The following is a 22785-nucleotide window of genomic DNA, read 5'->3' as shown; positions in this document are numbered from 1 at the left end:
CGCAACAAGGGCGTCGACCTGCGGCCCTATGTGGACGAAATCCGCGATGAAATCGCCGGCCTTTGCCGCTTGCGGTTCCAGGAGCAGGAACTGGCCTATCTGAGCAGCATGCGCTTCATGAAGAACGATTTCATCGATTTCCTGAGCCTGTTCCATCTGCAGCAAAAATACATCAGCGTGCAGCCCTCGGCGGCGGACAACGGCGAGATCGATATCGTGGTCAAGGGGCCGTGGCTGCATACCATCCTGTTTGAAGTGCCGGTGCTGGCGATCGTCAATGAAGTGTATTTCCGAGCCACCCAGACGGCGCCGGATCACGCCGAAGGACGGCGTCGCCTGCAAGCCAAGATGGCGCTGATCCGCGACGATTCTGCCATGGCAGGCTGCAAGGTGGCCGATTACGGCACGCGCAGGCGCTTTTCGCGCAGCTGGCACGAAGAGGTGGTGCAGACTTTACAGCGTGATTTCGCGCAGCATCTGGTCGGTACCTCCAACGTGTATTTCGCCATGAAATACAACATGACGCCGCTCGGCACCATGGCCCATGAATACTTGCAGGCTTGCCAGTCGCTCGGCCCGCGGCTGCGCGATTCGCAGATCTACGGTTTTGAAATGTGGGCCAAGGAATACCGCGGCGATCTCGGGATCGCCTTGTCGGATGTCTACGGCATGGCGGCATTCCTGCGCGACTTCGATTTGTATTTCTGCAAGTTGTTCGACGGCGCGCGTCACGATTCCGGCGACCCGTTCGAATGGGGCGAGCGCCTGATCAAACATTACCAGGACAACCGGGTCGATCCGTCGACCAAGACGCTGGTGTTTTCCGATAGCCTGGATTTCGGCAAGGTCAACGCGTTGTACCTGCGCTTCAAGGACCGCACCCGCGTGGCGTTTGGCGTCGGCACCAACCTGACCAACGATCTGGGCTATACGCCCTTGCAAATCGTCATGAAGATGGTACGGTGTAATGGCCAGCCGGTGGCCAAGCTGTCGGATACGCCTTCCAAGAACATGTGCGACGACCAGGCGTACCTGAATTATCTGCGACAAGTTTTCGAGATTGCCGAACCGCCGAAAGGTGCGGCTCCGGTTGTCGGCGAGTAGTGTCAATTTGTTATTTGGTTAATAACGATTCCCGATTAAAATGGTTTGTTTTTTGCTTCACTCACCTTATCCGGAAGACTACATTGCATAAAAAAATACTCGCCATCATGATCGCCTGCCTGCCGATGGCGGCGCAGGCCGCAGAACTCGACGGCGCCCAGTTATCTGTCTGGTGGGGCGTGCCGTTCATCGGCCTGCTGCTATCGATTGCACTCGGTCCCTTGCTGGCGCCGGCTTTCTGGCACGATCATTTTGGCAAGATTGCAGTGGTCTGGTCGCTCGCTTTCCTGATTCCCTGTGCGCTCGGATTCGGCGTGCCGATCGCGATTGCCGGCGTGGTGCATGCCTTCCTGGCGGAATATTTCCCTTTCATCATTCTTCTGACCGCCTTGTTCGTGGTGGCCGGCGGCATCTGCCTGCGCGGCCATTTGCGCGGCACGCCTGCCATGAATACCGGTTTGCTGGCGCTGGGTACCGTGCTGGCCAGCCTGATGGGCACCACCGGCGCGGCGATGCTGCTGATCCGGCCGGTCATCAACGCCAATGAAAACCGCAAGCACACGGTGCACATCATCGTGTTTTTCATTTTCCTGGTGGCGAACGCCGGCGGTGCGCTGACGCCGCTGGGCGATCCGCCGCTGTTCCTGGGATTCCTGAAAGGCGTCGATTTTTCCTGGACTTTTAAAAACATCTTCGGCCAGACCATGTTCATGTGGGGCACGCTGCTGGTGATTTTCTATCTGCTGGATAATTATTACTTCCATACCAAAGGCGAGCAATTGCCGCCCAAGCCTGATCCTTCGCTGCCCGGCGTCAAGTTGCGTTTCGATGGCAAGGTCAATTTTGTCTTGCTGGCGGTCGTGGTGGCGCTGGTGCTGATGAGCGGTTTCTGGAAGCCGGGGATCAGTTACAACATCTACGGCACGGTAGTCGAATTGCAGAACCTGCTGCGCGACGGCTTGTTGGTGCTGGTGATCTTCGCTTCGCTCTTGCTGACGCCGAAGATTGCTCGCGAGGGCAATGATTTCAGCTGGGGGCCGATCCTTGAAGTGGCCAAGCTGTTTGCCGGGATTTTCGTCACCATCGCACCGGTGATCGCCATGCTGCGCGCCGGCGAACACGGCGCTTTCAGCGCCATCGTGAATGCAGTCACCCACGACAATGGCGAACCCCACAATGCGATGTATTTCTGGGCCACCGGCGTGCTGTCGTCTTTCCTCGACAATGCGCCGACCTACCTGGTGTTCTTTAATACCGCCTCCGGCGACGCGACCGAGCTGATGACGCGGCTGGCGTCGACCCTGGCGGCGATTTCGTGCGGCGCCGTCTTCATGGGCGCCAACAGCTACATCGGCAACGCGCCCAATCTGATGGTCAAGGCGATTGCTGAAGAGCGCGGCATCCAGATGCCGTCTTTCTTCGGTTACATGGCCTGGGCTTGTGTGGTGCTGTTGCCGTTGTTCGCAGTGATGACTTTCATTTTTTTCCGTTGATGACAGAGCGATGAAACCAAAGATATTGATGGCCAGGGCGGTGTTCCCCGAAGTGATTACAAGGATGCAGCAATACTTCGAGGTCGAGAGCAACCAGGAAGACCGCATCTTCGGCGCCGCCGAGCTGGCTGAAAAGCTGCATGACAAGGACGGTGTGATTGCGACCGCCAGCGAACGCATTTCAGCCGAATTGCTGCAAGCCAGTCCGCGCCTGAAAGCAGTGTGCAACCAGGCGGTCGGTTATAACAATATCGATGTCGCGGCCGCCACCAAGGCTGGCGTGATGGTCACCAATACGCCTGACGTGCTGAACGAAACCACGGCCGATTTCGGCTGGGCCTTGCTGATGGCGACGGCGCGGCGGGTGACGGAAGCCGAGCATTGGCTGCGCGCCGGTCATTGGAAACAATGGCGCTACGATAGTTTCCTTGGCGCGGACGTACATGGCGCCACGCTGGGCATCATCGGCATGGGTCGCATCGGCCAGGCAATTGCGCGGCGCTCGATGGGTTTCGACATGCAGGTGCTGTACCACAATCGTTCGCGCCTGGCGCCGGAGCTGGAAGCGCGCGCCAACCAGGCGCGTTATGTCAGCAAGGAAGAGTTGCTGGGCGCCGCCGACCATGTGATACTGGTGCTGCCGTATTCCAAGGAATCGCACCACACCATCGGCAGCGCCGAACTGGGCCTGATGAAACCGGGCGCAACCCTGGTCAACCTGGCGCGCGGCGGCATCGTCGACGACCTGGCGTTGATTGCCGCTTTGCGCGACAAGAAAATTGCCGCTGCCGGACTCGACGTTTTCGAGAATGAACCGGCATTGCATCCTGATTTCCTGGGTTTGTCGAATGTGGTGCTGACGCCGCATATCGCCAGCGCTTCGGAGCCGACGCGGCGGGCAATGGCCGATTGCGCGGCCGATAATCTGCTGGCGGCGCTGTTGCCGAATAAAGAGCGGATGTTTCCGCCGAACCTGCTCAATCCCGAAGTGCTGGGCAAGATTACCTTAAGCTGATCGATACGGCCGCGCAAAACAGAAAAGGCATGAAATAGAACGCTATTTCATGCCTTTCGTGTTTTTCGCGGACCGGGATTTAGTCTTTCAGACTTTCAACCAGATCAATGTACTGTTGCTGGGCTGCGTCCTGGGTGCTGCCTTTCAGCTCGTTCCAGGCATCCCATTTGGCGCGGCCGACAAAGTCGGTCATGCCAGGGCGCTCGCCTTCGACGTCGCCGCTGCTGCCTTGTTTGAACAACGCGTACAGCTTCAACATGGTCATATTGTCAGGACGCTCGCTGAGTGTCTTGGAGTCGGCCTGGGCTTGTGCGAACTGGGCTTGGAGTGTCATGAGAGTCTCTTGGGAATGAAGGGAGGAAATCGGATCAGTCGGGAGTGACGGCGCCGACCACGGCGGAACCTGCTTTGACGGTGCCCTCCGCCACGGTGGAGGCGACCCCGACCGCGGCGCTGCCGACGCTGATGCCGGCGCCCACCACGCTGCCGGCTACGCTTACCACGGTACAGCCGCCCAGCAATGGCGCGGCCAGCAGCAATGACGTCATACAACGCGTCATCAAGGTGAAGTCAGGCAAACTGGATTTTTTCATCGAATAGTGGCAACCGCGTGCTGTAATAAAGGTAGAGCTTAGACGCCCAACAGCTCAACATCAAAAATCAAGGTGGCATTTGGTGGAATCACACCACCGGCGCCGCGTGGGCCATAGCCGAGTGCAGCAGGAATAATCAGCTTGCGGGCGCCGCCGATTTTCATGCCTTGCACGCCTTCATCCCAGCCTTTGATGACATGGCCGGCGCCCAGCGGGAATTCGAACGGGTCGCCGCGATCCTTGCTGGAGTCGAATTTCTTGCCAGCGCTGCCGTCCGGATTTTGCAACCAGCCGGTGTAATGCACGGTCACATGGTCGCCGGCTTTTGCTTCAGCGCCGTCGCCAATGGTGACTTCTTCATATTGCAGGCCTGAAACTGTAGTGATGGTCGACATAGAAATCCTTTTTAAAGATAAAAATTGTAAAATAGTTAAATAAATAAGGCGAGGCGGCTGAGAGTTGTTGCCAATGTTGCCGCCAGTTTCGCCGGGTAGTGCAGTGTAAACGAAAATCCGGCCGGCAAGCTGTGTCGGCAGGTATTCTAGTGCGGCCCTTCCAGGGGCACCGGAAGTCATTTAAATCCATGGGTGTGATTTGTATGCGGTATATGCGCGGTAAAATAGTCCTTTTCGCTTCTCCGAGTGGTGTTATGTCCGTTTTTGTTCGTCGTTCCGTTGTCACCGCTATCGCTGCCTGCGGTTTGTTGACCGCATTTTCCAGTTTCGCTGCACCATCCGCATCCTCCTCGCCAATCGCATCGACTGCCGGCAACACGGTGGTTATACTGAACTCGCGTGACGCCACCATTACTTTGCTGGACCAGGCAACTTACCAGGAAATCAGTACTTTCCCGGTCGGCAAAGAGCCGCATCACCTGATGCCGACGCCGGACAACAAATCGTTGATCGTGGCTGCCGCGACCGGCAATTCGCTGTTGTTCCTGGATCCGAAAAGCGGCCAGATCCAGAGCCAGGTGAAAGACATCGTCGATCCCTACCAGATCGGTTTTTCACCCGACCAGAAGTGGTTCATCTCTAATGGCCTGCGGCTGGATCGCATCGATATCTATGGCTACGACGGCAAGAACCTGAAGCTGGCCAAGCGCCTGCCGCTGCCATCGATGCCTAGCCATATGGCGTTCACCGCCGACAGTTCACTGGCTTTCATCAGCCTGCAGGGCAGCGATGAACTCGCCGCCGTGGATCTCGCCACGCAAAAAGTCAAATGGACCATGCCGATCGGCAAGCAACCGGCCGGTGTCTACATGACGCCGGATAACAAATATCTGCTGGTCGGCGTGATGGGCAGCGACTATGTTGCCGTGGTCGACTGGCGTACCCGGAAAATCGTCAAGAAAATCAAGACCGGCGACGGCGCCCACAACTTCCGGCCGCAGGGCGACAATCGCCATGTCTTCGTTTCCAACCGGGTGGCCGGCACCATCAACGTGCTCGATCTGAACAGCTTGGAAAGCGTCGGCAGCATCAGCGTTCCGGGCGGTCCTGACTGCATGGAAATCACTGCAGACGGCAAGACCATGTGGGTCACCCAGCGCTGGGTCAAGAAGGTATCGGTAGTGGATCTGGCGACCCGCAAGGTGATCAAGTCGATCCCGGTAGGCCGCTCGCCGCACGGCATCTATTTCAATAACCGGGCTTCCGAGCTGTGATGCGTATCCTCTCTTCCGGCAAGCCGGGCGTGACGGCAGTTGCGCTAGCGCTGGCTGCGCTGGCGCCTGCCAGCCTGACCCTGGCGCAGCCGGCGCCGGCTTGCAGCGCCGGCACGGTCTACCTGACTTTCGATACCGGCAGCCAGTCGCAGGCCGAATACATCGCCCAGACTTTGCGGCGGCACCATATCAAAGCCACTTTTTTCATGGCGAATGAAAAAACCGTGAATGGCGATTTCACCCTGGATCCATCCTGGGCGCCATTCTGGAAATCGCTGGTAGCCGACGGTCACGCCTTCGGCAGCCATACATTCGATCACGTTTATGCCAAACGCGATCTGGCTGACGGCAAGATTGAAGTGAAGCCGCAATTCGGCGCCGGCGCCGGAAAGCTGCAGGCCTGGACCCCGCAGCAGTATTGCGACGAACTGAACCGTGTCGACCAGCGCTTCCAAACGCTGACCGGCAAGCATATCGATCATTTCTGGCGCACCCCCGGCGGCCACCTGACGCCGCACACGCTGGCGGCAGGCGAGGCTTGCGGCTATAAGCATGTGGCTTGGGCCGAGGCCGGTTTTTCCGGCGACGAATTGCCCAGCGATAAATGGCCGAATAACATGCTGCTGGAGCGTACGCTGAAGAACCTCAAGGATGGCGATATCGTCATGGCGCACCTGGGCATCTGGTCGCGTAAAGATCCATGGGCGCCGGCCGTGCTGGAGCCGCTGATCAGCGGCCTGGAGAAAAAAGGCTTCTGCTTCGCAACGCTGCGCGATCATCCTGCTTACCAGGGTAAGCTGACCGGACCGGTCGTCTTGAGCAACGCAGCAAAGGCGCACAAAGGTGCATAAGGGTACATAAGGCCTCATGACAGATATCTTGATAAATTGGTTTGCGAATGCACAGGCCTGGCTGTTCCAGGCCGTGGTGCAGCCGCTCATGTTCCATGCCGGCTTCAGCGAATATCTGGAAGATGCCTTCGACGGCACCGAATGGTTCCTGATCGGCGTCTGCGAACTGGTTGTCCTGTTCCTCATCCTGCGGCCATTGGAAGCTGTAATTCCTGTGCATGCATTCAACGACAAGCGGGCGCGCTGGATCGATTTCATCTATACCGTACTGTATCGCCTCGGTGCCTTCTCGGTGCTGGTGTTTTTCCTGATCGATCCCTTGATGGCCAAGGCCACCGAGCTGCTCCATCTGGAAGGAATCAACCCGTTCAACCTGGAAAACCTGCTGCCGGGTTTGACCGACAAACCGCTGGTCACTTTCCTGATGTATCTGCTGGTGCTGGATTTTTGCGAGTACTGGTATCACCGTGCGCAACACAGTTTCGGCTGGCTGTGGGGCTTGCACAGCCTGCATCACAGCCAGCAAAACATGAACTTGTGGAGCGACGACCGCAATCATCTGCTGGATGGCGTGATCCATGACGTGGTGATGGCGCTCGTAGCGCTGGCGATCGGCGTCGAACCGGCGCAATACGTGTTGCTGGTTTCGATCACCCGCATGTTGCAAAGCCTGCAACACGCCAATGTGCGGATTCATTTCGGCCGGGTGGGCGACGCGCTGGTGGTGTCGCCGCGCTTTCATCGCTGGCACCACGCAATCGGCATCGGTCATGAAAGCAAAGGCAAGGGCACGCTGGGCGGCCATAATTTCGGCGTCCTGTTTTCGTTCTGGGACATCTTTTTCCGCAGCGCTTATTTCGGCAAGACTTTCGAACACACCGGCATTCGCGACCAGTTGCCGACAGCCGGCCGGTCGGCCCGAGATTATGGCCGAGGCTTCTGGGAGCAGCAATGGCTGGGCCTGAAGCGCATGGTCGAATTTTCCGGAAAGCGCAGCCGCTGATGCGCCCGCTACTGGTGGCCTTCGGCCGGGCGCTGTTGTCGCAGCTGCATTACCGCATGTTGATGCTGACTTTCCTGCCGTTCCTGTTATCGATATTGGTGTGGGGCCTCGCCCTGTGGTGGGGTTTGCAGCCGATGATCGATTGGTTGCAAAAAAATTATTTTACCGGCAACGACGGCATGGGCCTGGCCAACTACATCCCGGCCTGGCTCGGCCTGGGCGCGCTCAAGACCGTCATCATTCCCTGGCTGGCGCTGTGGGCCTTGCTGCCTTTGATGATACTGACCGCCTTGCTGTTCGTCGGCGCCTTCGCCTTGCCGGCGACGGCGCGTCATGTCGGCCGCCGTCATTTTCCCGATCTGGAACTGCGCAAGGGCGGCTCGCTGCTCGGCAGCGTCTGGACCTCGTTCTCAGCCTTTATCATTTTCTGCGTGTTGTGGCTGCTCACCTTGCCCCTATGGCTGATTCCACCGTTCGCCTTCTTGATTCCGCTGGTGCTATGGGGCTGGCTGACTTATCGCGTGTTCGCCTATGAAGCGCTGGCCGCGCATGCCGACAAGGATGAAATGCGGGCGATCCTGAAGATCCACCGCTGGCCTTTGCTGGTGATCGGCGTGATCACCGGCGCCCTCGGCGCTGCGCCTACCATCGTGTGGCTGGGCGGAGCGCTGTCGCTGGTGATTTTCCCATTGCTGGCGGCCGGATCGATCTGGCTGTATGTACTGGTATTTGTTTTTACCGGCCTCTGGTTTGAGTATTATTGCCTGGCCGCGCTAGAGAAATATCGGGCGGCGGCGCAGGCTGCTATCATTATGGCCAAGCGTGACGGCGGCCAGGTGATTCATCAATTGTCCGATACCTCGCAGCCTTGAAGGTTTCTTGTCACTATTTCATTTATCCTCAGCTAAACGGCGATCCCCATGGCAATCGGACTTATCATCATCGGCGACGAAATCCTGTCAGGCAGGCGAGTCGATAAACACTTTCCGAAAATACTGGAAATGCTCACCGCGCGCGGTTTGACGCTGAGCTGGGCCGAATACATCGGCGACGATCCGGCCCGCATTACCGCCACGCTGAAACGGACGCTGGAAAGTGACGACATTGTATTTTGCACCGGCGGCATCGGCGCTACGCCGGATGACCACACGCGTCAATGCGCCGCCGCCGCGCTAGGCGCACCGCTGGCATTGCATCCCAAGGCGCGCGAGAAAATCCGCGAACGGATCGCCGATACCGCGCGCGACGCCGGCGTTGCTCTCGATTACGATACCCCCGACAACCTGCACCGCTTGAAGATGGGCGAGTTCCCGCAGGGCGCCGACATCATTCCTAATCCTTTTAATAAGATCCCGGGTTTTTCGATTCGCCACAAGGGAGCCGGCGCGCATCATTTTGCTCCGGGTTTCCCGGTGATGGCCTGGCCGATGTTCGAATGGGTGCTGGATACCTGTTACGCCGACCAGTTCCACCAGAATCCGCAACTGGAACAATCGGTGCTGGTCTTTGAAGCCATGGAGTCGACGCTGACGCCGCTGATGGAAGCCATCGAAGCGGAGTTTCCGTTGGTGAAAGTGTTCAGCCTGCCGCATGTGGGCGAGGCTGGCATCCGCCGTCATATCGATCTTGGCGTCAAAGGCGAACCAGTGCAGAGCGCCGCTGCATTCAAGAAGATGCTGGCCGGTCTTGATCTGTTAAAGGCAGAATACCGGCCCGCTTGATCCATCCGGTCCATCCGGGCAATTACTACTCACTCCTCTCATCTCAACCACTGCGTTTGCCGTTAGCGATTAACGGCGATCTGCTCCTATCTGATTGATATCACATGTTCGGATTTCTTTTCAAACGCGCAGACCGCGCCGCGCCCCAGCCTGTCGTTGCTCCCCAGGCCGCTTTGCGTGCGGAAGCCAAGCAAGAAGCAGATCAGGCGCGGCAGCAAGCGCTGCAGCAGGCGCAAGCCTTGAGCGATGAAACCGCCGCGGTGGCGTTCATCGTGCAATCCGCTTTTGCCGACGCCCGCCTGGCCGCCGCGCAACAGGTACAGTCGCCGGCGGCTTTGGAGCAAGTGCTGCAAGCTTGCCGCAACACCGACCGCCGCGTCGCCAAGCTGATGCAGACGCGGCTCGACAGCGTACGCCAGCAGCAAGTGGTTGCCGGCAAGGCGGCCGCCTGTATCGCGCAGGCGCAGCGTTTGCAGCAAGAGCGACAGTTGATGCCGAACCAGGTTGCGGAACTGGATCGCAGCTGGGACGGCAAAGACGCGCCACTGGAGATGCAGCAGCAATTTGCGCAACTGCGGGCAGCGCTGGCGGATCGCCTGACTTCCCAGGCGGCCTTGCAGCATGGCGCCATCGGTTTGCTGAGTAGCGCGCGGGTTTTACATGTGCAAGCCAAAACGGCGTTGATCGGCGGGGGTGAGGCGGGGAGCCTGCCGACGCTGGATACACTGGAGGCCCTGGAAGCGCAGATGGCAGCTTGCGCCAGCCATGCCGAAGCCTTGACCTTGCCGCGTCATCTGGCGACCGATTTTGCGCAGGAAGCGCAAGCTCTGCGTAAACTGCTGGTGGATTTGCAACAACATCAATCGGCGCTGCAGGCGCGCATTGAATTGCTGAGCAACTGGGAAGCGGCGACCGAAGCGCTGGATCCGGCAGCTTTGAAAAACGCATGGTCAGCTTTGCCGAGATTGCCGGCGGCCCTGTTGGATGACGGCCTGGAACAACGTTATCAGACGCTGTTGAAGCAACATACCGTGGTGGTGGTTAAACAACCAAAGCCACAGGCTACGGTGGCCGTAGCTGAGACGGGTGACGGTCCGCAAATCGGCGAGGCCTTGGACGGTCTCGAAAAGGCGCTGGAAGACGGTGCGCTGCAAGTTGCGGTGGATTTCGACAAAGCCCTGCGCGCGATCGATTTCAAACAACACAAGCCGAGCGCGACCCAGCTCAGCCGCCTGACCCAGGCCCGTAGCGAACTGACCCGGCTGCAAGGCTGGGCGCGCTGGGGCGGCAATGTCTCGCGTGAAGAATTGACCAAGGCGGCGCTGGATTTGCCGGCGCAAGAATTGGCGCCGGCCGAGCTGGCAAAGAAAATCGGCAGCTTGCGCGCGCGCTGGAAATCGCTGGATGTGAGCTCCGGATCCGCGCCAAAGAATTTGTGGGAAGGGTTTGATGTGGCTTGCACCAGCGCCTACGCGCCTGTCGCAGCCCATTTCCAGCAGCAGGCCGAACAGCGCCAGGCGAATCAAGTCAACGCGCGGGGATTGATTGATGACGTGTTGCAGCATGCACAAAACGCGCTGGCGGCAGATGCCGCGAGCGGCGTGACGCCTGACTGGAAACTCATCGCCCAATTCTGCCAGCAAAAGCAGCAGGCATGGAAAGCGCTGGGCGCGATCAACCGCAGCGAGAAAAAATCGCTGGAAGCTGCTTTTGCCGCCGCACTGCAGACCTTGCTGGCGCCGCTGGCAGAACAACAAGCGATTGAAGTCGCCCGCCGCGAAAAACTGATCACCGAAGCCGCGGAGTTGCCCGCCAATCAACGTGATACCGCTGACCGCGTCAAAGAATTGCAGGCACGCTGGCAAGAACAAGCCAAGGCCTTGCCTTTGCCGCGCCAGGAAGAGCAGGAGTTGTGGCAGCGTTTCCGCGCCGCCTGCGACGCCATCTTCGCCCAGCGCAAGGAGGCCGCCTCCAGCGCCGACGCCGAACGGCGCGACAATCTGCGTCTGCGCGAAGAACAATGCGCCGCGCTGGAGGCCGCACTGACGCGGCCCGATGCCGGCTTGGCGAAGATCTTGCGGCAAGCCCGGCAGGAATGGACGCGCGGCGGCCAGGTGCCGCGCGCCGTGCAGGCGCAAATCGATGCGCGTTTCCAGGCCGCGGTGACGGCGGTGGAGGCGATACTCGATCAAAGTCGCAGGCAGGCGGCGCTGGCGCAAGCCGATGCACTGCGGGCCAAGCTGGTCCTGTGTCAGAAAGTTGAAGCGGGCATTACCGGCGGCGAAGCCAGCGGGATTGGCGCCGATGACTGGCAAGCACTGCCGGCGCTGGCGCCGGCATTTGAAAAAATCCTCGCCGCGCGTTTTGAGCGCGCCTTGCAAAATAGCGGCGGCTACGCAGCCACACTTGAAGCCGGCCGCCCATTGCTGGCGCAGGAATTGTTGCGTGCGGAAATCCTGGCTGGCAGCGACAGCCCGGGAGCGTTGTCGCGCGAGCGCCTGCAGTTGCAGGTGGAAGTATTGCAAGCTTCGCTCAAGGCTGGCGCGGCAGCGAAAAACATCGAGCAGCAACTGTTGCATATCTGCGGCTTGCCGGCATTGATCGACGAAGCATCGTTGCAGCGGTTGTTGAAACTGGTCGCCTTGGCCAAAGCGTAATGGCGGCCTGGGCGGGATCAAGCGTCCAGGCAAAAAAAATACCCCGGTGATCCGGGGTAAGTAACGATACCGCTGTAGCGGGTACCGAGGAGATACGAAGCCGGCGCGCTGTAGCTTGCCGGCGTTACAAAATTACTTCTTTGCAGCCTTGGCAGCAGTTTTGGTAGCAGCTTGCGACAGTTGGTCGACTGCGTTGTTGACATTGGTTTCCAATGTTTCAACAGCTTGCTTGGTGCTCTTGGCGAACTGTTCGTAACCGGCGTTGGCGCTGCCGATTGCCGATTTGACGAAAGCCACTGCGCCTTCTGCGCCTGGAGGAACCGATTTCGACGCTTGATCAACGAATTCGATGACTTTACGCTTGGTTTCTGCGACTTGGGCTTCAGCAGCCTTGGTCAGTTCAGCTTGTGTGCTGGAAGCGATGCTGGCGAAATGGCGGCCGTAGGCAATGGCTTTTTCAGTGTTCGGTTGGGCCAGTGCTGCGCTCAGGGCGAAAAATTCTTGTGGGTCTTTAGCCGCAAACAATTTCTGGGTAGTGGCGTTCGAATCTTCCAGCGATGCCTTGGCAGCGTTCAGGTTGAGGTCGATCAATTTTTCCACGCCGGCAAATGCCTTGGTAGTGAAATCGGTAAACAGTGCCAGATTAGCTTCGAAATTGGCTTTTGTAGCGGCTGAAAATTGTTCTGCAACGGTAGACATGGCTTCTCCTAGGGTTCGATACTTTAAAAACGAAATTGGTAAGGCGACTAAGGTTGGCTAATATCTAGCCGTTGACTGCGTCTGCCAGTGCACTGTAAGAGTGCATTGTGCGACGCAACAATTTGATTGTAAATTATTCTGAAACGGTGTCAAGCGAATTTTTGTGCGCTGCAATATAAATGGCAGATCATTTAGTACAAAGCTTATGAAAACTAGTGTTTAGTGCGATTTTACGTTATTTTTTTGGCATGTCACCTGTCACATTTACCAGTGTTAGACTGTTGTTTTATTGCACCCCACCACGCCTCCCTTGAAAGCCTTTTACAGCGATCATTTCGTACTGCCTTTGCCGGCCGGCCATCGTTTCCCCATGCAGAAATATCGTCTGATCCACGAAGCTGCGCTGGCGACCATTGCGAACATCGAGTTCCACGAAGCGCCGACCACCAGCGACGGCGTGCTGGCGCTGGCGCATCACCCGCGCTATATCGCACAGGTCAGCGACGGCAGCCTGGAGGCAAGTGTGCAAAAGGCGATCGGTTTTCCCTGGACGCCGCAGATGGTCGAGCGCTCAAGGCGCTCGGCGGGCGCCACCATCGCCGCCTGCCGCGCCGCCCTGAGCGATCCTGAACGGATCGCGATCAATCTGGCGGGCGGCACGCATCATGCCTTTGCCGACCAGGGTGCCGGCTTTTGCGTCTTCAACGATGCGGCGATTGCGGCCCGGTTGATGCAAGCCGAGCGGCGGCTGCAGCGGGTCGCCATCGTCGATCTCGATGTCCACCAGGGCAACGGCACGGCGTCGATCCTGGCGAATGACGATTCCATCTTCACCTTGTCGCTGCATGGCGCGCATAATTATCCCTTCAGCAAGGAGCAGAGCGATCTCGATGTCGCGCTGGAAGATGGCACCGGCGACGCCGCTTATCTGAGCGCATTGCAGGATGCGCTGGCAACCATGCTGGCGCGCTTTGCGCCGCAACTGATCATTTTCCTGGCTGGCGCCGATCCGCATGAAGGCGACCGGCTTGGACGCCTCAAGCTCAGTTTCGACGGCCTGGCGCAGCGCGACGCCATGGTGCTGGAAACTGCTGGCCGCCATGCGATACCGGTGGCCATCAGCATGGCCGGCGGTTATGGCAAAAATATACAAGACACGGTAGCGGTACACCTGCAAACTATCGCGCTTGCGGCAACATTCGCAAAAGACCAGGCTGCCCGGTATGCCGCTGATGCCTTTGCGCGACCGCTTACCCAACCCGGATAATCCATGTCTTCAGCTAGTTCCCTGCCGGCGGCCCAGCCCGCCCATCCCTTGCTTGCGGCGATGCCTCTGGTGTTCGTGGTGCTTTGGAGCACCGGCTTTGTCGTCGCCAAGTTCGGCTTGCCATACGCGCCGCCACTGACGTTTTTGCTGCTGCGCTTCGGCGGCGTGCTGCTGGTGCTGCTGCCGCTGGTACTGCTGATGCGCGCGCCCTGGCCGCACGGCAAATTGCTGCATATCGCCTTTGCCGGGATCCTGTTGCAGGGCGGTTACCTGGCTGGCGTCTGGTGCGCCATCAAGTTGGGCATGCCGGCCGGTTTGTCGGCGCTGATTGTCGGCATGCAGCCGATCCTGACGGCGTTTGCCGCTCCCTTTGTCGGCGAGACAGTCAGGCCGCGGCAATGGCTGGGATTGCTGCTAGGGATGTGCGGAGTAGGGCTGGTGGTGGCCGCCAAAATCTCCCTGGTCGGCTTGTCCTGGACCAGCATCGGCCTGTGCCTGATGGCGTTGGTATCGATGACCGCCGGCACCCTGTATCAGAAGCGCCATTGTCCGCATTTCGATCTGCGCACCGGCACCATCATCCAGTTCGCGGCCTCGATCGTGGTGCTGCTGCCGTTTGCGATTTACTACGAGCACCTGACACCCGCGCTGGATGCGGTGCAATGGACTCCACGCTTCATCGGCGCTTTACTGTGGTCGATATTCGCCTTGTCGATCGGCGCCATCTTCCTGCTGTTTGCGTTGATACGCAAAAGCGCCGCGACCCGCGTCACCAGCCTGCTTTACCTGACGCCGCCCACCACGGCGCTGATGGCCTGGCTGATGTTTGGCGAAGTCTTCAATCTGCTGGGCATCGCCGGCATGGTGGTGGCGATACTGGGCGTGATTTTCGTCATGAAAAAATAAGCGGGACAGCAGCGGACGGGGCACAAGTTCTTCATCGCTGGACGTGGACAATGATTTCAGCCCCCGGCCGTTCTGCGCGGACCTCGATGCGCCAGCCGTGCGCGAGCGAAATTCCCTGGCAGATCGCCAGGCCTAGTCCGGCGCCGTCATCGCGCCGGTGCGGTCCGCGCCAGAAACGCTTGAATAGCATCGGCATATCTTCCGTGGCGATGCCGATGCCATGGTCTTGTACAGACATGCTCTTGGCGTCGACGCGCACGATGACCTCGCTGCCGGCCGGCGCGTGATGGATCGCATTCTCCAGCAGGTTTTTGACCAGGATGAACAGGCCGCCCTGATCGGCGCGCAGCAACAGCGGAGCCGCCGGTAATTGTAAATTGACGTGTACTTGCAAGCGTTGCGCCAGCCGGTCCAGATGTTCCGAAGCATTTCTCACCATCGCGCTGGCGTCTATTTCCTCAAAGACGAAGTTCTGCGGATCGCTGACTTCAGCCAGGTGCAGCAGCTGGTGCACCTGGCGCGCCATATGATCCAGGTCCTTCAGAAGCAGGCCGCGATCGGCCACGCCATCAAGCTCTATCTGGCCGCGCATCAAGGCCAACGGGGTTTTGAGTTCATGGGCGGCGGTCGCCAGGAATTCCTGTTGCAAACGATAGCCGGTTTCAAGCCGGTCCAAGGCATTGTTGAAAGCGTCGATCAGCGGCGTAATTTCAGTGGGCAGCCCTTGCGCCGAGAGGCGCACCAGCAAATTGTGCGGCGCGATCCGGGCGGCGGCTTCGGACGCATCGCGCAAGGGTTTCAGCATGCGCCGGAAGGTAATCGCCACCACAGTGGTAAATACCAGCATGACGATCAGCAGCACCGCAATGGTTGTGGCAAAGCTGTTGTGGCCATTGTTGTCCATCATGGCTTCGTTGAAACGCTCGCTGCGCGCAATCTGGACATAGAAAGTGTGGCCTCCGTGCTTGACCGCTGTGGTCAATACGTGCATTATCGCGTCCGCTTTGTCCAAGGCGAAATACGACTGCGCCGGATCGAAAACCATGCCTTCCCTGACCAACGGCGCCATCTCGTCGTCTGAGGCGATCATGGCTTTGCCATTTTCATCAAGGATGCGAAAAATGGCATCCTTGTTCAAGGCTGAATATATGTATTTTGTACGCGTATCCAGTTGCAATGAAGTCGGGTTGCCGTGATCGGAAAATCGCAGGGCCGCTTTGATCTTGTTGCTGTTGCCTTCAATCTCTTTGCGCAACACCGCTTGCGGCCCCCAGTGCAACACGGCCGCCAGCCCCGTGAAAACCAGGCTATCGATCACCAGTAGCGTGATGGCTGTCGAGAGTAGCAACCTGGCCGATAGGCTACGCGGCATCGGCCGACTCCTGGAGCGCAAAACCGTAGCCGCGAAGATTGGCGATGCCGAGCGGCGCGTCGATTGCCTGCAGCTTTTTGCGCAAGCGGTGCAAGGCCACATCCAGGGCATTCGGCGTGACCGCTTCGGTCAGTCCCCACGCTGCTGTCTCAAGAGCGGCGCGCCGCACCGGCCGGCCTTGGGCTTTCACCAGGCACAACATGAATTGCAATTCCGATGGCGCCAGCGACACCGATTCGACGCCGAATCGCATGCAAGCCAGCTCCGGCGCGATCTGCAAGCCCGCATATTCGGGCGCCAGGCTTTGCAGCAGCGGTGGCCGGCGCATGAGGGCGCGGATGCGCGCAACCAGCTCCTCCATCGAGAATGGCTTGGGCAGGTAATCGTCGGCTCCCGCTTCCAGTCCCGCCACCCGGTCATGCAGGGCGTCGCGTGCTGTCAGCATCAGGCATGGGGTGTCGAGGCCTCTGTCGCGCAGCCGGCGCAGCAAGTCGATGCCGTCGCCGTCCGGCACGCCGCGATCGATGATCAGCGCGGAATAGGCGACTCTGGAAAAACCGTCCCAGGCGTGCGCGATGTTGGTATAGGCATCCACTTCAATCCCGGCGCCGGCCAGCGCCTTGCGGATCAATTGCGTCATTCTGTCGTGATCTTCCAGCAAGCCGACGCGATTCATGTGTGCGTTTTCCGATCAAAATTTGTAGACGTAAGCCACATGCGCCGCCACCGACGACGATTTGTCCACCAACGGGCTGTCGGTAATGCCTGTGCCATACCTGGTATCCGAGATGTCGATCATGATCAGTTGATTCCTGGTCAATGCGTAGTCGGTGCGGATGCCTGCCTCCAGGTTGGCGGTCGACTTGCCGGCATAGGCCGCGCGCGTCGCCGTGGCTTCCGCGGTTTGTACGCCGTAGTAATAATCTACATATTTGCTGTCCATCCAGGTCGCGCCGGCATGCGGAGTGAATCTGAATTTCTGATAGCTGAAGGTATGCTCCGCACCGAGTTTGAGCGTGTTGCCTTTGCTCTTGCCGGAAGCGTCAGTCAGCAATTCGAGAGACAGCTTTGCATACGGATTATCCCAGGATGCGGCGCCGCCAATCCAGAAGCTGCCCTTGCGTTCCTGCATGCCGTTCAGTATCGGTGCATCGCTCGATTTGTAACCGTCGTTGAGCGCATATTTGGCGCGCAGGCTGAATTCGAAATTATCGATGGATGGTAACTTCAAATCGAGAGAGTTGCCAAAGAAATGCAGCCATTTGCTTTCATACATGACGATGGGTAAAAATGTTGTGCGCCGGCTGACGCCTGTATAAGGGCGTTGCGCCGTGCCTACGCCCAATCCCAGGCCCCATTGTGAGGAGTCGGCGGCGTGTGGATCCTCCTGCTCGCCGCTATCGGCGTGGGCCAAACCGGCGACGCCGAGCGCTACGCTCAACAGGATATAGGCGGGAAATTTTAACGATTGCATGCGAGCTCCGAATAAAGCTGGGGTCCAAAGGGAAATTACCGGGGACCATATTCGGCTACAAGCTATTACTGCTTACTTACTGGCGGCGCTTAAATCGGCAACAGCATGACCAGTTTCAGCTCCGGCCGGTTGGCGACCCGCAAATTGACCTGGCGATAAGCCAGCCGGCCCAGGGTCGGATGCGTAAAGCGGCGTTCGCCGCCTTCCTTTTCCACCACGTCGTGCAGATTCCAGGCGCGCTGGAATGCCGTGCTGGCGCTACGCAGGCGCGTCACCAGCAGGGCAATTTCCGGTTCGTCCAGGTACATGCCGCAATCGGCGCGGAATTCGGCCGCCAGACGGCTGGCCCGTTGTTCCCAATCGCTGATCAGGTGCGCTGCTTGCGGCGCGCAGTAGGTGTATTCGAGCAGGTTCTTGTGGCCGTCCTTTTGATCCAGCCAGCCGACGAATAAAGCCTTGGCGGCGCGGTTCCAGGAAACCGCATTCCAGTGCCGGTCCAGCAAGTAGGCCGGCGCCTTGATGCTGTTGGTGACAGCCAGGATTTCCTCAGGGATATCCTGGCTTTGCAGATCCTGTGCCTGCGGATCTTTTTTGCCGGACAGCTCGAACAGGTAAGCGCGCTTGGCGCGCGATAAATGCAAAGCCTCGGCGATCCTGTCTAGCGCCGCCGCCGACACCGAAACGGTGCGCCCTTGCTCGATCCAGGTGTACCAGGTGACGCTGATGTCGCACAGCTGCGCCACTTCTTCGCGCCGCAAGCCGGGAGTGCGGCGGCGCGTGCTGCCGCCCAGCCGCAATTCGGCTGCCGAGAGTTGGTTGCGCTGGGTTTTGATGAATTCACCCAATGCCTTGCGCTTGCCTGCATCGTCCATGGAAATTGTTTATCCTGTTGTTAGTAGTAATAGTATAAGCACTAGTCTTGTAACAGGATAAAAAATAATTACACTGGCGTCTGACCTAAGGTTTCATCCCTGACTTTGGCCGCAATCTGTATGAACGCCAGTTATTTCACCCGTTACCCGCTCTGAGGAGAAACCAATGACCACTGCACGTAACCATGACAAGGTAGTTTCCGAACAATTCGGCAGCACTGCCGCTGCCTACCTGACCAGTATTGTCCATGCCCAAGGTGCAGATCTGCAAAAACTGGCTGGCTATGCGCAACAATTCGGCCAAGGTAAGGCGCTTGATGTCGGCTGCGGCGCAGGGCACGCGGCGTTTGCCATTGCGCCGTACGTCGGCACGGTTATTGCATACGATCTGGCGCAGGAGATGTTGACAGTGGTGCAGGGCGCTGCCGCTGAACGTGGCTTGAAGAATCTGCATGTGCAGCAGGGCAGCGCCGACAGGCTGCCGTTTGCGGATGCCTCTTTCGACCTGGTCTGTACCCGTTATAGCGCGCATCACTGGAAAGACCTGCCGCAAGCGCTGGCCGAGATGGCCCGCGTATTGAAGCCGGGCGGCCAGTGCATCATGATCGATACCGCATCGCCGGAAGATGTCTTGACCGACACCTATTTCCAGTCGATCGAACTGCTGCGCGATACGTCGCACGTACGCAATCGCAGTGTGCCGAGCTGGCGCCGGTTGCTGGACGAGGCCGGTTTGCGCAACGTCGCCGACCACGGCTGGAAGCTGCCGTTGCAGTTCGATAGCTGGGTGGCGCGCATGCGTACGCCGCCGGAACGGGTAGTTGCGATCAAGTCTTTGTGGGACAGTGCGCCGTCGGAAGTGTCGGCTTACTTCGATGTACAGGAAGATTATTCATTTATTATCGATGCAGTGCTTTTGGAATGTTGCAAATAGTCCTATGCTGAAGGAAATGCTCGGGCAGCGAGTTGCGGTAAAATCTACCTCGCAAATCGTTGTCCGGACATCGAAAGTCGTTTAATTAGCTGCGCTAACTATCTAATTCTCTTGCGATTTTTCCGATATTTGCCTACACTGCCACAAAGTTATAGATCGTCGCATATTGGAGCCGCAAATGGGCAAATCCGCGTTAATTGTTTTTTTGTCACTCTTCCTCGTGCTCGCGATTGCGCCCGCCGCTCCTGCTTCTGCCCAAACCAAACAGACTACCAGCAAAAAGACCGCTAAAAAAACTGCGGCTGCTAAAGCCGTATCCGCGTCTTCCCATAAGAAATCCGTAGCTAAAGCCGGCTCCAGGAAACACACCGCCATCGCAGCGCGTGGCCGCAGCAGTAGTGTGGCGTCGTTGAACAAGAACGAAAAGCTGGTGAAAAAAGTGGTGATGGTGCATGGCCGCCGCAAGGTGATGTATCAGCGCGTGGCGTTTGCGCCAGTCGTGCCGGCTTTGCCGCCGGTGCTGTCCGCTGGCGAACAAGCCGGCCTGAACCTGACGCGCGATCCGCTTGAACTGCAGTCCAGCGTAGCGCTGGTGCTGGACCAGAACAGCTCGGAAGTACTGCTGGATAAAAATTCGCAGGTAGCGTTGCCGATCGCCTCGCTGACCAAGCTGATGACCAGCATGGTGGTGGTCGAAGCGAAACAGGACATGAACGAAGTGCTGACCGTGACCGATGACGACATCGATCGCGAAAAACACAGCGGCTCGCGCTTACGGATCGGTTCGCAGCTGACGCGCGCCGACATGCTGCACATTGCCTTGATGAGTTCCGAGAACCGCGCCGCATCTGCGCTGGGCCGGAGTTATCCGGGCGGCTTGCCGGCCTTTGTCGCCGCCATGAACGCCAAGGCCAAGGCGCTCGGCATGACCGAAGCCCACTATGTCGATTCAACCGGCTTGTCGCACCTGAACGTCGCCAGCGCCCGCGATCTGTCGCGCCTGGTGATCGCCGCCTACCAGCATCCGATCATTCGCGAGTATTCGACTGATTCCAAATATGTCGTCGAGCCGGGCGGCCGGCCATTGCAATATTCGACATCCAATCACCTGGTTGACAGTCCGTCGTGGCAGATCGGTTTGCAGAAGACCGGCTTCATCAATGAGGCAGGCCGCTGCATGGTCATGCAAACCACCATCGACGGCCGCCAGTTCGTCATGGTGTTGCTCGATGGGCGCGGCAAGTATTCACGCCAGGCTGACGCAGACCGTGTGCGCAAATGGCTAGCCGATTCACATCCTGCCACCTTGACCCGCGTCAAGCTGGCCGATGGCCAGAACGGTGCCTGACAAGATCCTGTTCCAGCTTGTTGCGGTTTGAAATTAAAAAAGAGTTTATTCATCGCTGAATAAACTCTTTTTTATGGACCGTTGATTTGCAGCGGTCATTGCCGTGATTATTGTTGTGCGGCGTATCCCAGCACTGCGGAAATCTGATTCGCAGTATTGATCAAATCTTCCACCCATTCCTCTTGCAGGCGATCGGCCGGCGCCGAGATCGACAAGCCGGCGATCATCTTGCCGGAATCGTCGCGGATGCCTGCCGCCATGCAGCGCACGCCCAGCTCCAGCTCTTCATTGTCGCGCGCATAGCCGAGCGCGCGCACCAGGCTCAGTTCGCGCTCCAGCTTGCTGAGGTCGGTGATGGAATTCTTGTTGTGTCCGGCCAGCCCGGTACGGGTAGCGTAGGCGCGCACCATTTTCGGGTCGTCGATGGACAAGAACAGTTTGCCGGTGGATGTCAGATGCAAAGGCGCGCGGCCGCCGATGGCGCGCACCACCTGCATCCCGGAGCGCTCCGAAAACGCGCGGTCGATATACACGATTTCATCGCTCTGGCGCACCGACAGGTTGACGGTCTGGTTGGTCTTGCGATGCAGTCCGCGCATGAAATCCAGCGCAGCTTCACGTACGTTGAGACGGCTCTTCACCACATTCCCCAGCTCCAGCAGACGCATGCCCAGCCGGTAGCTGCCAGGCTCGGAGCGGTCGACAAAGCGCTTGACCACCAGGTCGTTGAGGATCCGGTGCGCGGTCGATGGGTGCAGGCCCGTCACCGACGACAGCTCTTTCAGGCTGACCGGATCAGGGTAGAGCGCCAGCGTATCCAGCAGCGAAATCATGCGCTCGATAACCTGGATGGAAATCTTGTCGGCGTCGTCGGGAGTGGCTGTTTTCATTGAAGTAATGGTGCATTGCAGTGGAATGTTTATATCATAATGTGAAAAGTTATGCTGCGTTATTGTCATGGATTAGAGTGCGGCTACGATCTCACACCGGCAGCAAAATGTCATAAAAGCACAGTCAAAACCGCATGCTTGCAGTGCAACAAGGCTGGTAAAATGCAGAAAGTAAATACGCGCTTTCCTGCATTCCCATCAAAGCAAGCCAGTCTAGCCTTCAAGATCAACACAGCATGAGTGAAAAAACGCAATCCAAGCAATCGTCGCAAGCGCAGGAACCACCGCCGCCGCAGCCGATCAGCGAATTCAAGAGCACCAGCGGCTTCAAGAGAATTTTTTCCGCCTTTTTCTATTCAGCCGAAGGCTTCCGCTCGGCCTGGAAAAACGAACATGCCTTCCGCCAGGAGCTGGTCATCGTGATTCCCGGCATCATCGTAGCGCTGCTGCTACCGGTGCCGGCGTTGCAAAAGCTGATGCTGATCGCGGTGCTGGTCTGGATCATCATCATCGAACTGATCAATTCAGCGATCGAAGCGGTGGTGGACCGGGTCTCGCTGGAACGCAATCCCCTCTCCAAGAACGCCAAGGATTTCGGCAGCGCCGCAGTGCTGCTGACCTGTGTGCTGGCTGTTGCTACTTGGGCAGTGATTCTTTATCCCATCCTGATGTAATCAAGTGGTCCATAAGGATCCATGAGCGGATCCACGATTGCCGGGAAAAGTCCCGGCAATCAAAGCTTGCCCATGTTTGCACGTTTGTGTATATTTGTACGTGTTTATGCATGATATGAATTGATATGAATACTGCAAATCTGCTTCTCAAGGAGCGCCACGCCCTGATCCAACAGCGCCTGCTGGCCGATGGCCGGGTACTGGCGCCGGATCTGGCGCAGCAACTGAACGTCTCCGAAGACA

General features: G+C 58.3%; 23 protein-coding genes. 14 read left to right on the top strand and 9 right to left on the bottom strand.

Annotation, left to right across the window (positions count from 1 at the left end):
* From pncB to ABI171_RS15390, 3 genes are all read left to right on the top strand, one after another.
* Window positions 1-1104: nicotinate phosphoribosyltransferase (gene pncB / locus ABI171_RS15400; RefSeq protein ID WP_348093395.1), on the top strand; the 1104-nt coding region annotated here is incomplete at its 5' end.
* Between the two features lie 107 nt (window positions 1105-1211).
* Window positions 1212-2597, top strand: coding sequence for a sodium:proton antiporter (locus tag ABI171_RS15395; RefSeq protein WP_348093397.1), 1386 nt, complete (start codon window positions 1212-1214; stop codon window positions 2595-2597).
* A gap of 10 nt (window positions 2598-2607) precedes the next feature.
* The gene (locus tag ABI171_RS15390; RefSeq protein ID WP_348093394.1) at window positions 2608-3612 is read left to right on the top strand and encodes a D-glycerate dehydrogenase; all 1005 of its coding nucleotides are present in this window, start codon (window positions 2608-2610) and stop codon (window positions 3610-3612) included.
* 79 nt (window positions 3613-3691) lie between these two features.
* Here the strand turns inward: ABI171_RS15390 and ABI171_RS15385 are convergent, their stop codons facing one another.
* From ABI171_RS15385 to ABI171_RS15375, 3 genes are read right to left on the bottom strand one after another with little or no spacing between them, the layout of a single operon-like run.
* Entirely contained in the window at window positions 3692-3946 is a 255-nt protein-coding gene (locus tag ABI171_RS15385) for an acyl-CoA-binding protein (RefSeq protein ID WP_348093393.1), read from the bottom strand.
* 34 nt (window positions 3947-3980) lie between these two features.
* On the bottom strand, window positions 3981-4205 hold the full coding sequence (locus ABI171_RS15380; RefSeq protein ID WP_348093392.1) for a hypothetical protein: 225 nt from the start codon (window positions 4203-4205) through the stop codon (window positions 3981-3983).
* 38 nt (window positions 4206-4243) lie between these two features.
* Window positions 4244-4600, bottom strand: coding sequence for an FKBP-type peptidyl-prolyl cis-trans isomerase (locus ABI171_RS15375; RefSeq protein WP_348093396.1), 357 nt, complete (start codon window positions 4598-4600; stop codon window positions 4244-4246).
* A 254-nt stretch (window positions 4601-4854) separates the two neighbouring features.
* Between ABI171_RS15375 and ABI171_RS15370 the strand changes: the two genes are divergently transcribed.
* From ABI171_RS15370 to ABI171_RS15345, 6 genes are all read left to right on the top strand, one after another.
* Window positions 4855-5874 carry a cytochrome D1 domain-containing protein gene (locus tag ABI171_RS15370; RefSeq protein WP_348093391.1) on the top strand — a complete coding sequence of 340 codons (1020 nt, stop codon included), beginning with the start codon at window positions 4855-4857 and terminating at the stop codon, window positions 5872-5874.
* Window positions 5874-6725: a polysaccharide deacetylase family protein gene (locus tag ABI171_RS15365; protein WP_348093390.1), complete on the top strand. Its 852-nt coding sequence runs from the start codon at window positions 5874-5876 to the stop codon at window positions 6723-6725. Before ABI171_RS15370 ends, ABI171_RS15365 begins: the two co-directional genes overlap by 1 nt.
* Window positions 6726-6741: 16 nt before the next feature.
* Window positions 6742-7728, top strand: coding sequence for a sterol desaturase family protein (locus ABI171_RS15360; RefSeq protein ID WP_348093389.1), 987 nt, complete (start codon window positions 6742-6744; stop codon window positions 7726-7728).
* Window positions 7728-8600, top strand: a complete 873-nt coding sequence (locus ABI171_RS15355) for an EI24 domain-containing protein (protein WP_348093388.1) — start codon at window positions 7728-7730, stop codon at window positions 8598-8600. The genes ABI171_RS15360 and ABI171_RS15355 overlap by 1 nt, the downstream gene beginning before the upstream one ends.
* Before the next feature lie 48 nt (window positions 8601-8648).
* The gene (locus tag ABI171_RS15350) at window positions 8649-9449 is read left to right on the top strand and encodes a molybdopterin-binding protein (protein ID WP_348093387.1); all 801 of its coding nucleotides are present in this window, start codon (window positions 8649-8651) and stop codon (window positions 9447-9449) included.
* Window positions 9450-9553: 104 nt separating this feature from the next.
* Window positions 9554-12106, top strand: coding sequence for a DUF349 domain-containing protein (locus ABI171_RS15345; protein ID WP_348093386.1), 2553 nt, complete (start codon window positions 9554-9556; stop codon window positions 12104-12106).
* 132 nt (window positions 12107-12238) lie between these two features.
* Here the strand turns inward: ABI171_RS15345 and ABI171_RS15340 are convergent, their stop codons facing one another.
* Complete coding sequence (locus ABI171_RS15340; RefSeq protein WP_348093385.1) at window positions 12239-12805, bottom strand: phasin family protein; 567 nt, start codon at window positions 12803-12805, stop codon at window positions 12239-12241.
* Window positions 12806-13115: 310 nt separating this feature from the next.
* Between ABI171_RS15340 and ABI171_RS15335 the strand changes: the two genes are divergently transcribed.
* Entirely contained in the window at window positions 13116-14072 is a 957-nt protein-coding gene (locus ABI171_RS15335; protein WP_348093384.1) for a histone deacetylase, read from the top strand.
* Window positions 14073-14075: 3 nt separating this feature from the next.
* Window positions 14076-14978, top strand: a complete 903-nt coding sequence (locus ABI171_RS15330; RefSeq protein ID WP_348093383.1) for a DMT family transporter — start codon at window positions 14076-14078, stop codon at window positions 14976-14978.
* A 31-nt stretch (window positions 14979-15009) separates the two neighbouring features.
* Here the strand turns inward: ABI171_RS15330 and ABI171_RS15325 are convergent, their stop codons facing one another.
* The 4 genes from ABI171_RS15325 to ABI171_RS15310 form a co-directional block, all read right to left on the bottom strand.
* Entirely contained in the window at window positions 15010-16350 is a 1341-nt protein-coding gene (locus ABI171_RS15325) for an ATP-binding protein (RefSeq protein ID WP_348093382.1), read from the bottom strand.
* Window positions 16340-17026, bottom strand: coding sequence for a response regulator transcription factor (locus ABI171_RS15320; protein WP_348093381.1), 687 nt, complete (start codon window positions 17024-17026; stop codon window positions 16340-16342). Before ABI171_RS15320 ends, ABI171_RS15325 begins: the two co-directional genes overlap by 11 nt.
* Window positions 17027-17041: 15 nt before the next feature.
* Window positions 17042-17824, bottom strand: a complete 783-nt coding sequence (locus ABI171_RS15315; RefSeq protein ID WP_348093380.1) for a MipA/OmpV family protein — start codon at window positions 17822-17824, stop codon at window positions 17042-17044.
* Between the two features lie 89 nt (window positions 17825-17913).
* Window positions 17914-18696, bottom strand: coding sequence for a helix-turn-helix transcriptional regulator (locus ABI171_RS15310; protein ID WP_348093379.1), 783 nt, complete (start codon window positions 18694-18696; stop codon window positions 17914-17916).
* Between the two features lie 166 nt (window positions 18697-18862).
* Between ABI171_RS15310 and ABI171_RS15305 the strand changes: the two genes are divergently transcribed.
* Both ABI171_RS15305 and pbpG read left to right on the top strand, forming a co-directional pair.
* Window positions 18863-19630: a class I SAM-dependent methyltransferase gene (locus tag ABI171_RS15305; RefSeq protein WP_348093378.1), complete on the top strand. Its 768-nt coding sequence runs from the start codon at window positions 18863-18865 to the stop codon at window positions 19628-19630.
* A 178-nt stretch (window positions 19631-19808) separates the two neighbouring features.
* Window positions 19809-20978, top strand: a complete 1170-nt coding sequence (gene pbpG, locus ABI171_RS15300; protein WP_348093377.1) for a D-alanyl-D-alanine endopeptidase — start codon at window positions 19809-19811, stop codon at window positions 20976-20978.
* A 107-nt stretch (window positions 20979-21085) separates the two neighbouring features.
* Here the strand turns inward: pbpG and ABI171_RS15295 are convergent, their stop codons facing one another.
* On the bottom strand, window positions 21086-21868 hold the full coding sequence (locus ABI171_RS15295; protein WP_348093376.1) for an IclR family transcriptional regulator: 783 nt from the start codon (window positions 21866-21868) through the stop codon (window positions 21086-21088).
* Between the two features lie 236 nt (window positions 21869-22104).
* Here ABI171_RS15295 and ABI171_RS15290 point away from each other — a divergent pair, with 236 nt between their 5' ends.
* The gene (locus ABI171_RS15290; protein WP_348093375.1) at window positions 22105-22542 is read left to right on the top strand and encodes a diacylglycerol kinase; all 438 of its coding nucleotides are present in this window, start codon (window positions 22105-22107) and stop codon (window positions 22540-22542) included.
* Window positions 22543-22785: the final 243 nt, after the last annotated feature.

The organism is Collimonas sp., assembly GCF_039923675.1.
GTDB lineage: Bacteria > Pseudomonadota > Gammaproteobacteria > Burkholderiales > Burkholderiaceae_D > Collimonas.
The sequence above is the reverse complement of the archived record's forward strand: the minus strand, read 5'-3'. Positions and strand labels throughout refer to the sequence as shown.

What these genes read in the sequence shown, in the direction of transcription:
- ABI171_RS15395 (WP_348093397.1), top strand. Translation starts at nt 1,212, where the DNA reads ATGATCGCCTGCCTGCCGATGGCGGCGCAGGCCGCAGAACTCGACGGC.
- ABI171_RS15390 (WP_348093394.1), top strand. Translation starts at nt 2,608, where the DNA reads ATGAAACCAAAGATATTGATGGCCAGGGCGGTGTTCCCCGAAGTGATT.
- ABI171_RS15385 (WP_348093393.1), bottom strand. Translation starts at nt 3,946, where the DNA reads ATGACACTCCAAGCCCAGTTCGCACAAGCCCAGGCCGACTCCAAGACA.
- ABI171_RS15380 (WP_348093392.1), bottom strand. Translation starts at nt 4,205, where the DNA reads ATGAAAAAATCCAGTTTGCCTGACTTCACCTTGATGACGCGTTGTATG.
- ABI171_RS15375 (WP_348093396.1), bottom strand. Translation starts at nt 4,600, where the DNA reads ATGTCGACCATCACTACAGTTTCAGGCCTGCAATATGAAGAAGTCACC.
- ABI171_RS15370 (WP_348093391.1), top strand. Translation starts at nt 4,855, where the DNA reads ATGTCCGTTTTTGTTCGTCGTTCCGTTGTCACCGCTATCGCTGCCTGC.
- ABI171_RS15365 (WP_348093390.1), top strand. Translation starts at nt 5,874, where the DNA reads ATGCGTATCCTCTCTTCCGGCAAGCCGGGCGTGACGGCAGTTGCGCTA.
- ABI171_RS15360 (WP_348093389.1), top strand. Translation starts at nt 6,742, where the DNA reads ATGACAGATATCTTGATAAATTGGTTTGCGAATGCACAGGCCTGGCTG.
- ABI171_RS15355 (WP_348093388.1), top strand. Translation starts at nt 7,728, where the DNA reads ATGCGCCCGCTACTGGTGGCCTTCGGCCGGGCGCTGTTGTCGCAGCTG.
- ABI171_RS15350 (WP_348093387.1), top strand. Translation starts at nt 8,649, where the DNA reads ATGGCAATCGGACTTATCATCATCGGCGACGAAATCCTGTCAGGCAGG.
- ABI171_RS15345 (WP_348093386.1), top strand. Translation starts at nt 9,554, where the DNA reads ATGTTCGGATTTCTTTTCAAACGCGCAGACCGCGCCGCGCCCCAGCCT.
- ABI171_RS15340 (WP_348093385.1), bottom strand. Translation starts at nt 12,805, where the DNA reads ATGTCTACCGTTGCAGAACAATTTTCAGCCGCTACAAAAGCCAATTTC.
- ABI171_RS15330 (WP_348093383.1), top strand. Translation starts at nt 14,076, where the DNA reads ATGTCTTCAGCTAGTTCCCTGCCGGCGGCCCAGCCCGCCCATCCCTTG.
- ABI171_RS15325 (WP_348093382.1), bottom strand. Translation starts at nt 16,350, where the DNA reads ATGCCGCGTAGCCTATCGGCCAGGTTGCTACTCTCGACAGCCATCACG.
- ABI171_RS15320 (WP_348093381.1), bottom strand. Translation starts at nt 17,026, where the DNA reads ATGAATCGCGTCGGCTTGCTGGAAGATCACGACAGAATGACGCAATTG.
- ABI171_RS15315 (WP_348093380.1), bottom strand. Translation starts at nt 17,824, where the DNA reads ATGCAATCGTTAAAATTTCCCGCCTATATCCTGTTGAGCGTAGCGCTC.
- ABI171_RS15310 (WP_348093379.1), bottom strand. Translation starts at nt 18,696, where the DNA reads ATGGACGATGCAGGCAAGCGCAAGGCATTGGGTGAATTCATCAAAACC.
- ABI171_RS15305 (WP_348093378.1), top strand. Translation starts at nt 18,863, where the DNA reads ATGACCACTGCACGTAACCATGACAAGGTAGTTTCCGAACAATTCGGC.
- pbpG (WP_348093377.1), top strand. Translation starts at nt 19,809, where the DNA reads ATGGGCAAATCCGCGTTAATTGTTTTTTTGTCACTCTTCCTCGTGCTC.
- ABI171_RS15295 (WP_348093376.1), bottom strand. Translation starts at nt 21,868, where the DNA reads ATGAAAACAGCCACTCCCGACGACGCCGACAAGATTTCCATCCAGGTT.
- ABI171_RS15290 (WP_348093375.1), top strand. Translation starts at nt 22,105, where the DNA reads ATGAGTGAAAAAACGCAATCCAAGCAATCGTCGCAAGCGCAGGAACCA.